Raw genomic sequence first — 13133 nt, 5'->3', positions numbered from 1 at the left:
GCTAAACGAACGGACCGCATGTTCGAAAGATTGAGTTTCGAACATCACTCGTGTTCAATCACGACCGTGTCCCGACTGAAGCAGATCACCGAGGCGGTCCGCGACGCCGGCTCCCTCGGGGTGGCGGACCTGGCGACGATGACCGGCGCCTCCGAGATGACCATCCGCCGCGACCTGGAGGTCCTCGCAGCTCAGGGCGTTCTCGAACGCTATCGGGGCGGTGCCAGGAGTCTGCTGCTGCGCGGCGAGGAACCGCCGTTCGCGCTGCGTTCGGACGAGAACATGGACGCCAAGCGCCGGATCGCCGCCGCCGTGGCCGGTCTGATCGCGGACGGCGAGTCCGTCGTCCTGGACAGCGGCACCACCTGCCTCGAAGTGGCCCGCCTGCTGCACGACAGACGCGTGACCGTCATGCCGTTGTCGCTGCACGCCGTGAACGCGCTGTCGTCGTCGACGACGCTCACGCTTCTCGTACCCGGCGGCCGTCCACGTCCGGGTGAACTTGCCCTCACCGGCCCACTGACCTTGGCCTCGCTCCAAGCCCTGCGCTTCGACACCGCCGTGATCGGCTGCTGCGGCCTGTCCGCGGCACACGGCCTGACCGCCTTCGACCTGGAGGACGCCTCGGTGAAACGAGCCGCCATCACCTCGGCCCGGCGCGTGATCGCCGCCGTCGACGCCTCGAAACTGACCCGCACCGCCCTCGCCCACGTCGCCCCGGTCTCCGCGCTGCACGCCGTGGTCACCGACGCGGACGGCGACGACGGCCTGACCGCCGCGGGTGTCACGGTGGTGACGGCATGATCATCCTGTTCGACATGTTCGGCGTGATCGCCCGCGACCAGTCACCCGAGGTCATGGCCACGATGAGCACCGACCCGGACTTCTGGGACGCCTACTGGGCGCATCGGCCCGCCTACGACCGCGGCGACGTGACGGCGGAGCAGTACTGGGCGCTCGTGGGCCACCCACCGCTCGTGGAGAAGGACGTCGAGAGCTGGAGCCGCGTCGACTACGAGATGGTCGCGCTGCTGCACGAACTGCACAACGCGGGCGCACGCATCGCGTTGCTGTCCAACATCCCCGAGGACCACGCGCAGAACTTCGAACGCACCTACGCGTGGCTCGACCTGTTCGAGGTGCGCGCGTTCTCGTGCCGCATCGGCCACGCCAAGCCCGAACGCGCGGCCTTCGAGTGGTGCCGTGACGCGCTGGGCGACGACGACATCCTGTTCGTGGACGACCGGCTGGAGAACGTGCGGGCCGCCGAACTGACCGGGATGCGCGGACACCACTTCACCGGCATCGATGGACTGCGCGAATTGCTCCGCACGACGCACGTGTAACAAAGATTCATTGCCGACCGAAGTCCGGGCATCGGAACAGCGGGAGGCAGACCAATGCCGAAGATCAGCAGACGCACAGTCCTCAAGGCCAGCGGCGCCGCGGCCGCGCTGACCGCGGTCGGGATCAACACCGGCACCGCACATGCCGCAGCGCCAACGGGTGCGAGCTTCGTGAACATCATCGCGCACTCAGACGACGACCTGCTGTTCATCAACCCGGACATCCAGCCCGCGATCCTGTCGGGCTGTCCGGTGAGGACGGTCATCCTCACGGCCGACGAGTTCAACGGCACCGACGACATGACCCGCGAGCAGTTGTCCGCGGAGCTGCACAAGGGCCAGCGCAACGCCTACGCGTCGCTGGCCGGGGTGGCGAGCCAGTGGACCCGCACGGCGATGGTCGTCGCGGGCAAGACAGTCGAGGTCAACACCCTCGACGGCAAGCCGACCGTGCAGCTGATCTACCTGAACCTGCCCGACGGCGGTGACGACCTGCACGAGGACGCGACCAAGAACCTCTGGACCAACACCTCGTACAGCACCAGCACGATCGTCCCCACCGGCAGCCCGGCCAACCGCGTGCAGACCTACAAGCACGCCGACGTGGTGAACGTCCTGGTTGGACTGTTGCAGCAGTTCCAGGCGACGGTCGTGCGCTGCCAGGACCCGTTCCCCGACGACGTGCGCTACGCCAACGGCATGCCGGACCACCTCGACCACATCCACACGGCGAAGTTCGCGCAGAAGGCCGTGAAGTCGTACATGGGCCCGACCGGGCGCCCGTACGCGCTGCTGGTCCGCTACCGCTGCTACAACACCCGCCAGGCGCCGGCGAACGTGCCGTCAGCGCTGCGCACTCCGAAGACAGCCGCGTACAACAAGTACAAGGCGCAGGACCCGTTGAGCGGCGACGTGTTCGACGTGAACCTGTCCCGTTCCTACGAGCGTTGGCCGGTCGCGCCGCAGTGGTCCACGATGGACAGTTCCGGCACCGTCCACGCGTTCGTCGTCGCGGGCGACTCGCTGATGTGGTGGCGTCAGCCCAACGGCGGCGCGTGGGTCGGCCCCACCACGCTGCTGAACGGCTCGTTCGCACCGGGCGTCGCGGTGGCCATGCGCGGCGACAACCGCCTGCAGCTCGCCGTCCTCGACCTGGACACGGCCGCGATCCGCACGTGCACCCAGACCGCGGCCGGCGCGCAGAGCTTCGGCACCTGGACCTCGCTCGGCAACCCCAACAACGCCTCGGCCGCCTACCAGACACCGGTGCTGGCCGTGTCGAACGGCCTGCTGGAACTGTTCGTCGTCAACAGGTCCGGCACGCTCGGCAACAAGTGGCAGGAGGGCACCGGCTTCAACAGCACCTGGGCCACCGCGACCGGCGGCAACGGCAAGGCGATGTCCCAGCTCTCCGCCATCACCGCGCCGGGCGGTCGCATGCACGTGTTCGGCGACGGCAACGGCCGGGCGTTCCACTGGTACCAGAACGTCGGCGGCTCCACGATCTACCAGGCCCTGACGACCGGCGCGGAAAGCTCGGCCTCCGTCGGCGTGGCACTGGACGCGAGCCGCGTGCGGGTCTTCAGCCGCCGCACCAACGACGGTTCCGTCGGCACGCTGCGCGAACAGACGCCGAACGGCACCTGGGAGACGACGCAGAAGAACATCGGCGGCATGGGCGGCCTCGGCCCGATCGCCGCCGTGACCTCCGGCGGCCGCACGCTGGCGTTCGCCCGCAACAACGACTACGGCCTGAGCGTCGTGCGTCAGGACGCGGCCGGGAACTTCACGCCGTGGACCGACCTCGGCGGTTACGTCGAAGTCGGTCCATCAGCCGTGGTCGACGCACAGGGACTCGTGCGTGTGTTCATCCTCGGAGCCGACATGCGCCTGCGGTACCGCGTGCAGACGGCGGTCGGCCCCGACGCGCCGTTCGGCGACTGGGTCGTGGCCGGGAACTAGACCAGCGACGACCAGTAGAACCAGAACGCCTGCAACACTCCGGCCGCGATCACCAGGTACCACAGGATCAGCACGACGCTGTGGAACTGGAACGCCGGCCGGATGTTGCGCAGCGTCGTGTACCAGAAGATCGGGATCATCACCGCCCACACGACCATGCAGTACGGGCACAGCGCGCCGATCTCGTACAGCGACTGGAACATCAGCCAGTGCACGAACAGCACGCCGAACGTGACCCCGACCTGCAACCCGATCCACACCCACGACGGCAACGACACCCCGGCGACCAGCAGCACGCCGAGCGTCGTCACCACCGCGAAGCCCGCGACGCCGATCAGCGGGTTCGGGAACCCGAACACCTCGGCCTGCGCGGTCTTCATGATCGAGCCGCAGCTCAGCACCGGGTTGATGCTGCACGTCGGCACGTAGAAGGGGTCCTTGAGCAGCGCGATCTTCTCGATCGTGAGGACGAACGACGCGACGAGTCCGACGAACCCGCCGACCGCCAGCACCCAGGCGACGATCCGGTTCACGACCGCACCTTCTCGATCGCTGCCTTGAGGCCGTCGTAGGTGGGGGCGCCGGTGAACTTGGTGCCGTTGATGAAGAACGTCGGCGTGCCCGTCACCCCGGCCTTGCCACCCTCCGTGCGCTGGGCCAGAACCTTTTCCTTGAGCGCCGGGTCGTCCAGCGCCTTCTCGAACGCGGCCGCGTCGAGCCCGAGCTGCTGGGCGAACCCGCTGAACACCGCGCGCTGCGACGTCTGCTGCCCGCCCCACTCCTGCTGCGAGTCGAACATCAGCCGGAACATGTCGTCGCGCTTGCCCTGCGCCCCGGCTGCCTCGACCGCGACGGCCGCGAGCTCGGCGTTGCGGTGGCTGGGAATCGGGAAGTGCCGCACGTCGAACGTCACGCGGTCGCCGTACTCGGTCTTCAGCCTCTCCACGCCGGGGTAGGCGGCGCGGCACGACGGGCACTCGAGGTCGAGGTACTCGACGACGGTCACCCTGCCGTCGGCGGACTGCGGCGCCGCGGTGGTGTCGTTGCGGCTGAACAGGAAGAAGCCGGACACCACGACCGCCACGACGGCGACGATGATCAGGGACAGACGAGCGTTCTTGGACATGACGAAGAAACCTCCACGAAGGCGGGATGGACCGAACCGAAGAACGGGTTCGGTCTAGGCGCGCAGCACGCAGAGCTGCGCCAGCCGCACTTCCAGCCGACGTGAAGGGGGAGACAGCACAGAGGGCAGACGCACCGCCAGCAGTGCGAACGAACCGGACCGCCGCGCCACGGCGAACCCGATCAGCACGGCCAGCGCCACCACCAGGCAGCACCCGGCGACGAGGATCCCGTCCAGCAACGACGAGCCCGCGTCCACGTCGTCGACCACGTAGGTCAGCGCGGACGTGGCGGACGTCGGGCACTGCGCGGTCCAGGCGAACTCCGTCTCGCACGGGGTGCCCTGCATCATCGCGACCCCGGCGACCAGCGCCAGCACGGCGAAAACCCGCGCGAGATACGCGCGGGTTCGCGAGCTGCGGGTGCCAGGCACGTGATCCAGAGTAGCGATTCGCCCCCTAGGCTCGTGCACATGGGGGAGAAGTTGCACGAATCGGACAGACTCGTGATCGCCGGACAACCGGTGCCCGCCGACCTGGCACCGCTCGACGTCCACGCGGGTGGCAGCATCCCCGGCCTCTTGCGTGCCTACCTGCCGTTGAACCCTGAGAGGCGTGCCGAGGTGCGCGCTCTCGTGCGCTCGCTGCCGCAGCGGGAGCGCACTGATCTCGTCGGCATCCCGCAGGTCTACGACTACGACGGTCCCGGCCCGCTCGTCATGCGCCTGCTGCGCAACAGGAACATGAACCCGGTCAGCGTCGCCAAATCTGTGTTCATGGTGACCTCGGGCCACCGCTACCTGGCGGCCTCCACCTACGCGAGGATCGCGCACGGCGCCAAAGAGCTCACGCCTGATCTGCTCGGTGACTTCTCCGCGCTGCTCGACGTTCCCGCCGCCGAACTGGCCGCGCTGACCGGCATCACCCCGGCCCCGGCGGACGCCGGCGACCTCGTCTGGGACGTCCGGCGCCTGACCAGGGACCAGATCGAGCACGTCGCCAAGGCCGCCGAAGCCCTTGCCTAGTTCCAGAACCCCAGTTTGTGCTCGGCCGCGTAGTCGACGGGCCCGATCGCACCCGGTGCCAGTGACTGCACGTACTGCCCGTCGGAGAACCGCGGCCACCCCGGCGTTCCGGTGCGGGCGAAGTCCGTCCACGCCTTGATCATGTGGTCGGACAGCCCGCGGTGCTTGGCGAAGGCCGCGCTCGGGAACAGGTAGTCGATGTCGGACGAGTGGTTCGCGCCGTGCAGTTCGGGCGGCATCGAGGGATCCGTGGCCGCGTTGCGGTCGGCGAACTCGAACGCGTAGACGGGTGCCTTCTTCGCGTAGAGCGTGTTCTGGCGGAACGTCGAACGCGCCCACATGCGGTCCGTCAGCAGCGTTGCCCACGCCTGCTTCGGTGACGCGAACGCGCTGACCGGGTACTCACGCTCGATCTCGGCCGCACGGTCGGGGAACGCCTCCCGCACGAGCCGTGCGTAGTCCTCGGCGGACATCGGGTCCGGCCGGAACAGGCCGACGAAGCTGTTGTGCTCGTCGCGCGTCGCCCCGGCCAGGATCGGCACGGCGGCGAACTCGCCCGCCTCCAGCGACTCGCCCGGCAAGCGGGGGAGCAGCGCGCCGCCGTACCCGACGGGCTGGAAGATGTTCATGATCTGCGGGTAGTCCAGCAGCTTCTCGACGGGAAGTCGCCGTAGGCACTCGACGTCCGCGCAGCCCAGTTCGGCGCTGATCATCGTGCCGATCTCCTGGATCTCCGGCACCGGCCGCCACGCTAGCGACGGCAACGCCTCCAGGTCCGGGAACCAGGCGCCGCGAGGCACGTCCACCAGTGTGAACGAGCTGTGCATGATCGCCTTGTGGAACAGCGGCCTCTGCCCGATCAGGTGCGCGCCCACGGCCGTCGCGCCGAACGAGACCCCGAACAACGTCACGTTGCCCGGATCGCCGCCGAAACCGGAGATGTTGCGTTGGACCCACTCCAACGCCGCCCGCTGGTCGAGCAGCCCGAACTCGCCGGAGTGCTCCAGGCCCGGCAGCCCGAACCCGCCGAACACGCCCATCCGGTAGTTGAACGTCACCACGACGACATCCCCTTGCCGGGCAAGGCGTTCCGCGTCGAAGAAGTGCCCGGCCCCGATCGCGCCGTCGCCGTGCACCCACACCAGCACCGGCTTGCGGCCCACCACTGAAGGCGTCGTGACGTTGGCGAACAGGCAGTCCTCGTCCGTGCTCTTCGTCTCCGAGTAGCTGGATCCGACCTGCGGGCACGGGCTGCCGGGCTTCACAGCGTCCCGAACGCCGCTCCACTCCGCAGCGCGCACCGGCGGCTCCCATCGTGCCGCGCGGGCGTAGGGAACCCCCTGGAACCGCAGGTGCCCCTCCCGCACCTCACCTCGCACCTGCCCGGTGTCGGTCGTGACGACGTCCGACGGCATGGCTTCCCCCTTCCCGCATGCGCTGACCAGCAACAACGCGGCTGCTACCAACGTCCCCCGACGCATGATCAACTCCTGGTGGCCAGGTCGACGGCCGCGACCAACTCCCGTTCGCAGGCGTCGAGATCGAGTGACCCGGACCGCAGCACGACGCCGTTGCGCATCGCGAGGACGAACACCGCCATCACGTCCGGGTCGAACACGCGGAACTCGCCGGCCTCCTGCCCCTGTCGCAGCAGGTCGGCGAGCGCCACGTGATCGGAGTCGGCGATGCCCCCGTCCGTCACCGCCGCGTGGGCCCTGATCCGCAGGAACGCCACCATGTCCGCGCGGTGTTCGCGCAGGAACGCGATGTTGGCGACCAGGAACGCCCGCAGCTCCTCACGAGCGCTCGCCTGGTTCATCCGCGCGCTCACGAACCCTTGGAAGCGCTCCAAGATGTCCGCGAACACGACGTCGACGAGCTCCTGCTTGTTCCTGAAGTGGTACGAGATCAGTCCCGTGCTGCTCAGTCCCGCCCGTGCCGCGATCGCCTTGAACGACGTCTCCGCGTAGTCCAGCTCCGAGATCGTGGCGATCGCCGCCGCCACGATCTGCGCCCGCCGGGCCTGCTCGGTCACGGACTTTGCTCGCATGAGCAAAAGTTAGCACGCCTGAGCAAAAGGCGACGATCTCACGGCCGGACGAGCCCCTCCACGGCCGCCGTCACGGCCTTCCTGCCACCGGAATCATCGGCACGAAGAGATTTCAGCGACCAGGACGCGGTGTCCCGGCTGATCACCAGTGCGACCACCATGGCCAGCAGGTCGATCGCGGGGATGTCGGCGCGCACCCGGCCCTCGGCCTGGGCGGCGCTGATCGCGGCGACGTTGCGCCGGTACTCCTCGACCTCGGCGGCGATGGGCTGCGGACGTTCGAGGCCGGCCCACAGGTACAGCCGCCGCACGTGGGGGCGCTGTTCCAGGGCGTCGAAGAGCCTGCCCGCGTACCCGGGAAGGTCGCCGGCGTTGACCGAGACCGCCTCCGCTAGCTCCACCATGCTGTCGGCGACGACCTTGTCGAACAGGTCCTCCTTGGCGCCGAAGTGCATGTAGATCGACCGCTTGTTCGCCGAGGCCTGCTCCGCGATGCGGTCGACGCGCGCACCCGCCAGGCCGTAGGTGGCGAACTCGTCGATGGCGGCCTTCAGCAGTCGCCGCTTGGTCTCCGTGGCATCGGGTGGCATGCGGCGATCGTACATAACCATCCAGGTATTTACATCGGAGGAGCGAGCGCGTATGAATGTATCTAGTTAGTTACCTACCGAGGAGCACCCGATGCGCACCTGGTTCATCACCGGCACGTCCTCCGGCTTCGGCCGTCACCTCACCGAGCAGCTGCTCGACCGGGGAGACAGGGTCGCCGCCACCGCCCGCCGCCTGGACACCCTCGACGACCTCGCCGCCCGCCACGGCGACCGGCTCTGGCGTGCGCGCCTCGACGTCACCGACACGGCCGCACTGCGTGAGGTGGTCGGCCGTGCGTTCGCCGAGCTCGGCCGTATCGACGTCGTCGTGTCCAACGCCGGCTACGGCCTGTTCGGTGCGGCGGAGGAACTGAGCGACGAGCAGATCGACCGCCAGCTCGCCACCAATCTCACGGCCTCGATCCACCTCGCCCGCGCCGCCACCCCGCACCTGCGCGACCAGGGCGGGGGCAGGTTCGTGCAGGTCGCGAGCATCGGCGGCCAGGTCGCGTTCCCCGCCATGAGCCTCTACCACGCCACGAAGTGGGGCATCGAGGGCTTCTGGGAGTCGGCCGCCGCCGAGCTCGCGCCGTTCGGTATCGGCGTGACGCTCGTCGAACCCGGCGTCGCCCGCACCAACTTCGGCACGGGCGCCTTCGCCATCGGCGACGCGCTGCCCGCCTACGCCGACGGCCCGTCCGGACAGCTGCGCCGCATGATCTCCGGCGAACTGCCCCCGCTGCCCGCGCCCGGCGACCCCGCGAAGATCGCCGCGGCCATCATCGCCTCCGCCGACCAGCCGGACGCACCGCTGCGCCTGACGCTCGGTTCCGACGCCCACGCACTGGCCACCGCCGCTCTCCGCGCCCGCCTCGACGCCCTCGAAGCCGGCCGCGACCTCGCCCACTCGACCGACGCCGACGACGTCCTCGCCAGCTGAAGGAGCCCCGCCATGTTCGACTTCACCAGCAAGACCGTTCTGATCACTGGAGCCTCGGGCGCCCTCGGCACGGCACTCGCCACCCGGTTCGCCCAAGCAGGCGCCAACACCGTCGTAGCCGCCAGGACCGGCGCCGAGCAGCTCGCCGCCGCGCTCGACGGCCCGGCGCTCGGTGTGCGGCTCGACGTCACCAGCGAGTCCGACTGGACCGACGCCGTCACCCGCACCGAGGAACGCTTCGGCCCGGTCGACGTCCTGATCAACAACGCCGCCTACCTCAGCGTCGGCACGACCGAGAGCATCCCGCTCGACGAGTTCCGGCGCGTGCTCGACACCAACCTCACCGGCGCGCTGCTCGGCATCCGCGGCACGGCACCGTCCATGCGCAAGGCCGGCGGCGGCGTGGTCGTCAACGTCAACTCCATCGCCGGCCTCACCGCCGCACCAGGACTCGTCGCCTACAGCAGCAGCAAATGGGCGCTGCGCGGCCTGATGCGCGCCGCCGCCAAGGAACTGGCCCGCGACAACATCCGCGTCAACTCCGTGCACCCCGGCATCATCGGCACACCCCTGGCCTACGCCCCGGACGGCAGTGAACTCGTGCCCGTCGCCGACTTCGCCATCCCGCGCCAGGCCACTCCGGACGAGATCGCGGGCTTCATCCTGTTCGCCGCCTCCGACGAGGCGCGGTTCGCGACGGGCGCGGAGATCCTCGCCGACGGCGGGTTCATGCTCGGCCCCGTCGCCTGAGCCGTGGTCACGCCCGGTCGAGGTCGGACAGGTCCAGGACGAAGCGGTAGCGAACGTCCCCGCGTTCGAGCCGGTCGAGGGCCTCGGTCACCCGCGCGGACGGCAGGGTCTCGACGTCGGCGACGATGCCGTGGGCGGCGCAGAACTCCAGCATGGCGGTGGTGGCGGGAAGCCCGCCACTGCCACCGGAGCTCAGCTTCTTGCGGCCGACGAGCAGGTCCATCGTCTCGACGGTGACGGCGCCGAGGTAGCCGACCTGGCTCAGCGTCCCGTCCACGGCTACCAGCCTGAGGTAGGGGGCGAGGTCGTGAGCCACGGGGATGGTGTCGATCAGCACGTCGAACCGGTCGCGGGACGCTTCCACGCTGTCCGGGTCGGTGGAGACGACGACGTCACGGGCGCCCAGCCGGATCGCGTCGCTCGCGCGGTCCGCGGACCGGCTCACGACCGACACCTCGGCGCCCAGGGCCGCGGCGAACTTGACCGCGAGGTGCCCCAGCCCGCCCAGACCGGCCACCGCGACGCGCGTTCCCGGACCGACGCCCAGCGCGCGCAGCGGTTCCCACACGGTGATCCCGGCGCACAGCAGCGGCGCCGCGGCCGCCGGGTCCAAACCGGACGGCAGGGGATGGGCGAACCGGTCGCGGACGACGTACTCGCGGGAGAAACCGCCCAACGTCGTCGTCCCGTCGTGGCGATCGGTGCCGTTGTAGGTGAGCGTGGGGAACTCACGGCAGAAGTTCTCCTGTCCGGCCGTGCACATCGTGCACACGCCACAGGAGTCGACGATGTTGCCGACGGCGACGGAATCGCCGGCCCGGAACGCGGTGACGTCCGGGCCGGTCTCGATCACCACACCGGTGAACTCGTGACCTGGCACAAGCACGCCGTCGCCGTTGTGCCCGCGCACGGCGTGCAGGTCCGTGTGGCAGACGCCGCAGAAGTCCACGCGTACCGCGATGTCGTCGTGCCGCAGGTCACGCCGGGAGATCGGCACCTCGTGCAGCTTGGTGGGTCCGTCGGCCTGCCAGCCGGTGGTGCTGCGCATGACGCTCCTTAAACAGACTGTTCGGTCTATTTCACGCTACCCCCGGAGAGGAGGCAAAGTAAACCGACTGGTCTGTCGGTACAGTTCGACCATGTCCGACCAGCAGCTGACCGCCCGTGGCGCGGCCACGCGGCAACGCATCATCGACGTGGCCACCCGCGAGTTCGCCGAGCACGGCATCGCCGGAGCCCGCATCGAACGCGTCGTCGCCGCGGCGCGCACCAACAAGGCCCAGCTCTACGCCTACTTCGGCAACAAGGAAGGTCTGTTCGACGCGATCTTCTTCGGCTCGCTGGAGCGGATCGTCAACGTCGTGCCGATCGACGCCGCCGACCTGGCGGACTGGGCCGTGCGCCTCTACGACGAGTACCTCGAGCGCCCCGACCTCATCCGGCTCGCGACCTGGGCTCGCCTGGAACGACGCCCTGCCGGCTACCTGGTCGCCGACGCCGATCGCATGGACCACAACAAGCTCCGGGCGATCACCGAGGCGCAGCAGGCGGGGCTGGTCCGGGACGGCGACCCGTTCGACCTGATGGCCATGGTCATCGCGATGTCGATGGCGTGGTCGCCGGTCAGCAACGTCTACGCGGCCACGATCGACGAACCCGCCGAGACCCACGACCGCCGCCGCGACTTCCTGCGGGACAGCGTCCGCCGCGCCGTCGCGCCGGACTAGGCCAGGGGTGTGGAAGCCGGCCGCGATCCGCTTCCGGCAGGCCAAAATCAACTTCCGTGACCACCAGGCAGCAGCAGGCCCTGCGACCGCTTCGCCGATGGGTGATCGTGGTGTGCGGCGTGCTCGCCGCCGTCCTGACCGCCGCGGTGCTCGTCTGGCTGCTCGCCGAGGCCGGCAGCGATCCCGGCCGCCGCATCGAGGCGATCAAGGCCGGCTTCACCGTCGGCCTGGCCGGTGGCGGCAGCATCGTGCTGTTCCTGGCGGTGCGCCGGCAGTGGCATCAGGAGGTCGTCGCCGTCATCACCGCGCGGGACGCCGACGAACGGCGCCTCACCGACCTCTACGTCAAAGCCACCGAACACCTCGGCTCACCGCTGGCCCAGGTCCGCATCGCCGGCCTCTACGCGCTGGAACGCCTCGCCCAGGAGAACCCGCACCAGCGCCAGGTCGTCACGGACGTCATCAGCGCCTACCTGCGCATGCCGTTCGCGGACGGCGACCAGGACCTGGAGACCCAGCAGGAACTGCACGTCCGCCGGTCCGCGGGCACGATCCTCACCACCCACCTGCGCGAACCGGAGTTCTGGGGCGTCAAGGTCGACCTCAGCCACGCGGTGCTGGTCGACTTCAACGCCCGCGGCTGCGTGTTCACCGGCGGCCTGAACTGCGAGAAGGTCGTCTTCATCGGCGTCGCCCGCTTCACCGACGCCCGTTTCGCCGGCGTCGCCAGGTTCGTCGACGCCGACTTCCGCGACACCAGCCGCTTCACCGGCGTGACCTTCGAGGACGACGTCCTGTTCAGCGGAGTCCGCTCCCGCGACTCGCGCTGGTTCCTCGGCGCCAAGCTCACCAATCACAAGGCGGTGCTGGAGATCCCCGGATTCCACGTCGAACCCGACGGCACCATCAAGCCCGACGCACCAGCCCGATGAGGTGATCGACGGCCGCACCCAGGTCAGCGGGCCCGTCGACGGCGATGCCGGAACCGCCGAGCCGCCGCAACGGGGCGATGTCGATGTCCACCCGGTCCCCGACGCTCCACGTCCCCTCCGCCGGCACCCCGAGACGGTCGAGCACCACCTGGAACGCGCCGGGATCGGGCTTCGGCGTGTCGCGCGAGTCCTCGGAGCTGAACACCTCCGTGAACCCCTCGGTCCCGATGCCGACCTTGTCCAGGATGGCCTCCATGGAACCTCGGGTGTTGTTGGTGAGCAACACGATCGGCACCACCTCGCGCAGCCTGCCGAGCTCCCGGACGACACCGTCGTCGCGGCGCAGTCCGTCCGCTATGGACAGATGCGTCTCGCGGTACTCCAGCCACTGCGCGACGTCGAACCCGTTGGCCCGCACGAACGATGTCGTCGACGTGCCGGACCAGTTCGTCCGCATCGCCTCCCGCAGTTCGGCCACCTTCGCTTCCGCGTGCGCCTCGGAAGCGCCCTGCAGTTCCACGAACATCCGGCCGATCACGGCGAGCACCTGTTCCGCGTACGCCTCCTTCGGATACAGCGTTCCGTCGAGGTCGAACACGACGAGCCGAGGTGCGGATCCGTTGCCGAGAACGTCGATCATGCGCCTACCCAACCACGCCCATGACTTTGGAAGATGTCCAAACAGCA

16 protein-coding genes are annotated in these 13133 nt (G+C 69.3%); 8 read left to right on the top strand and 8 right to left on the bottom strand.

Annotated elements, in window-relative coordinates; genetic code table 11:
• Positions 1–66 precede the first annotated feature (66 nt).
• The 3 genes from ACH413_RS06015 to ACH413_RS06005 are packed head-to-tail and all read left to right on the top strand — an operon-like array spanning position 67 to position 3308.
• The gene (locus tag ACH413_RS06015) at positions 67–804 is read left to right on the top strand and encodes a DeoR/GlpR family DNA-binding transcription regulator (RefSeq protein WP_360036666.1); all 738 of its coding nucleotides are present in this window, start codon (positions 67–69) and stop codon (positions 802–804) included.
• Positions 801–1346 (top strand): HAD-IA family hydrolase, encoded by a 546-nt coding sequence (locus tag ACH413_RS06010; RefSeq protein WP_360036663.1) that lies wholly within the window; start codon positions 801–803, stop codon positions 1344–1346. Before ACH413_RS06015 ends, ACH413_RS06010 begins: the two co-directional genes overlap by 4 nt.
• A 54-nt stretch (positions 1347–1400) precedes the next feature.
• Positions 1401–3308 (top strand): PIG-L family deacetylase, encoded by a 1908-nt coding sequence (locus tag ACH413_RS06005; protein ID WP_360036660.1) that lies wholly within the window; start codon positions 1401–1403, stop codon positions 3306–3308.
• Here ACH413_RS06005 and ACH413_RS06000 read toward each other — a convergent pair.
• From ACH413_RS06000 to ACH413_RS05990, 3 genes are read right to left on the bottom strand one after another with little or no spacing between them, the layout of a single operon-like run.
• Positions 3305–3841 carry a vitamin K epoxide reductase family protein gene (locus tag ACH413_RS06000; protein WP_360036657.1) on the bottom strand — a complete coding sequence of 179 codons (537 nt, stop codon included), beginning with the start codon at positions 3839–3841 and terminating at the stop codon, positions 3305–3307. The genes ACH413_RS06005 and ACH413_RS06000 overlap by 4 nt on opposite strands.
• Positions 3838–4434, bottom strand: coding sequence for a thioredoxin domain-containing protein (locus tag ACH413_RS05995; protein ID WP_360036654.1), 597 nt, complete (start codon positions 4432–4434; stop codon positions 3838–3840). The genes ACH413_RS06000 and ACH413_RS05995 overlap by 4 nt, the downstream gene beginning before the upstream one ends.
• A gap of 54 nt (positions 4435–4488) precedes the next feature.
• Positions 4489–4866 (bottom strand): hypothetical protein, encoded by a 378-nt coding sequence (locus ACH413_RS05990; RefSeq protein ID WP_360036651.1) that lies wholly within the window; start codon positions 4864–4866, stop codon positions 4489–4491.
• 39 nt (positions 4867–4905) lie between these two features.
• Here ACH413_RS05990 and ACH413_RS05985 point away from each other — a divergent pair, with 39 nt between their 5' ends.
• Positions 4906–5457, top strand: a complete 552-nt coding sequence (locus ACH413_RS05985) for a hypothetical protein (RefSeq protein ID WP_360036648.1) — start codon at positions 4906–4908, stop codon at positions 5455–5457.
• Here the strand turns inward: ACH413_RS05985 and ACH413_RS05980 are convergent.
• Genes ACH413_RS05980 through ACH413_RS05970 form a run of 3 tightly spaced genes read right to left on the bottom strand, consistent with a single transcriptional unit; the run spans position 5454 to position 8097 of the window.
• Entirely contained in the window at positions 5454–6938 is a 1485-nt protein-coding gene (locus ACH413_RS05980) for a carboxylesterase family protein (protein WP_360036646.1), read from the bottom strand. The two genes, ACH413_RS05985 and ACH413_RS05980, sit on opposite strands and share 4 nt — an antisense overlap.
• 2 nt (positions 6939–6940) lie before the next feature.
• Positions 6941–7507: a TetR/AcrR family transcriptional regulator gene (locus tag ACH413_RS05975; protein ID WP_360036643.1), complete on the bottom strand. Its 567-nt coding sequence runs from the start codon at positions 7505–7507 to the stop codon at positions 6941–6943.
• Positions 7508–7545: 38 nt separating this feature from the next.
• On the bottom strand, positions 7546–8097 hold the full coding sequence (locus ACH413_RS05970) for a TetR family transcriptional regulator (protein WP_360036640.1): 552 nt from the start codon (positions 8095–8097) through the stop codon (positions 7546–7548).
• Between the two features lie 91 nt (positions 8098–8188).
• Here ACH413_RS05970 and ACH413_RS05965 point away from each other — a divergent pair, with 91 nt between their 5' ends.
• A complete protein-coding gene (locus ACH413_RS05965; protein WP_360036637.1) occupies positions 8189–9037 on the top strand; it encodes an SDR family oxidoreductase in 849 nt (282 codons plus the stop codon).
• Positions 9038–9049: 12 nt separating this feature from the next.
• The gene (locus tag ACH413_RS05960) at positions 9050–9787 is read left to right on the top strand and encodes an SDR family oxidoreductase (RefSeq protein WP_360036634.1); all 738 of its coding nucleotides are present in this window, start codon (positions 9050–9052) and stop codon (positions 9785–9787) included.
• Between the two features lie 7 nt (positions 9788–9794).
• Here ACH413_RS05960 and ACH413_RS05955 read toward each other — a convergent pair whose 3' ends face one another.
• Entirely contained in the window at positions 9795–10835 is a 1041-nt protein-coding gene (locus ACH413_RS05955) for an NAD(P)-dependent alcohol dehydrogenase (protein ID WP_360036631.1), read from the bottom strand.
• Positions 10836–10926: 91 nt separating this feature from the next.
• Here ACH413_RS05955 and ACH413_RS05950 point away from each other — a divergent pair, with 91 nt between their 5' ends.
• Both ACH413_RS05950 and ACH413_RS05945 read left to right on the top strand, forming a co-directional pair.
• Positions 10927–11514, top strand: a complete 588-nt coding sequence (locus ACH413_RS05950; protein ID WP_360036629.1) for a TetR family transcriptional regulator — start codon at positions 10927–10929, stop codon at positions 11512–11514.
• 56 nt (positions 11515–11570) lie between these two features.
• Positions 11571–12446 (top strand): pentapeptide repeat-containing protein, encoded by an 876-nt coding sequence (locus tag ACH413_RS05945; protein WP_360036627.1) that lies wholly within the window; start codon positions 11571–11573, stop codon positions 12444–12446.
• Here the strand turns inward: ACH413_RS05945 and ACH413_RS05940 are convergent.
• Positions 12421–13086, bottom strand: a complete 666-nt coding sequence (locus ACH413_RS05940; RefSeq protein WP_360036624.1) for an HAD family hydrolase — start codon at positions 13084–13086, stop codon at positions 12421–12423. The two genes, ACH413_RS05945 and ACH413_RS05940, sit on opposite strands and share 26 nt — an antisense overlap.
• Positions 13087–13133: the final 47 nt, after the last annotated feature.

The organism is Lentzea sp. NPDC020367 (assembly GCF_044387305.1).
Lineage (GTDB): Bacteria > Actinomycetota > Actinomycetes > Mycobacteriales > Pseudonocardiaceae > Lentzea.
The sequence above is the reverse complement of the archived record's forward strand: the minus strand, read 5'-3'. Positions and strand labels throughout refer to the sequence as shown.

Coding starts and splice junctions, on each gene's coding strand:
- ACH413_RS05985 (WP_360036648.1), top strand. CDS start 4,906: ATGGGGGAGAAGTTGCACGAATCGGACAGACTCGTGATCGCCGGACAA.
- ACH413_RS05995 (WP_360036654.1), bottom strand. CDS start 4,434: ATGTCCAAGAACGCTCGTCTGTCCCTGATCATCGTCGCCGTCGTGGCG.
- ACH413_RS05955 (WP_360036631.1), bottom strand. CDS start 10,835: ATGCGCAGCACCACCGGCTGGCAGGCCGACGGACCCACCAAGCTGCAC.
- ACH413_RS05940 (WP_360036624.1), bottom strand. CDS start 13,086: ATGATCGACGTTCTCGGCAACGGATCCGCACCTCGGCTCGTCGTGTTC.
- ACH413_RS05975 (WP_360036643.1), bottom strand. CDS start 7,507: ATGCGAGCAAAGTCCGTGACCGAGCAGGCCCGGCGGGCGCAGATCGTG.
- ACH413_RS05970 (WP_360036640.1), bottom strand. CDS start 8,097: ATGCCACCCGATGCCACGGAGACCAAGCGGCGACTGCTGAAGGCCGCC.
- ACH413_RS05965 (WP_360036637.1), top strand. CDS start 8,189: ATGCGCACCTGGTTCATCACCGGCACGTCCTCCGGCTTCGGCCGTCAC.
- ACH413_RS06010 (WP_360036663.1), top strand. CDS start 801: ATGATCATCCTGTTCGACATGTTCGGCGTGATCGCCCGCGACCAGTCA.
- ACH413_RS05950 (WP_360036629.1), top strand. CDS start 10,927: ATGTCCGACCAGCAGCTGACCGCCCGTGGCGCGGCCACGCGGCAACGC.
- ACH413_RS06005 (WP_360036660.1), top strand. CDS start 1,401: ATGCCGAAGATCAGCAGACGCACAGTCCTCAAGGCCAGCGGCGCCGCG.
- ACH413_RS05980 (WP_360036646.1), bottom strand. CDS start 6,938: ATGCGTCGGGGGACGTTGGTAGCAGCCGCGTTGTTGCTGGTCAGCGCA.
- ACH413_RS05960 (WP_360036634.1), top strand. CDS start 9,050: ATGTTCGACTTCACCAGCAAGACCGTTCTGATCACTGGAGCCTCGGGC.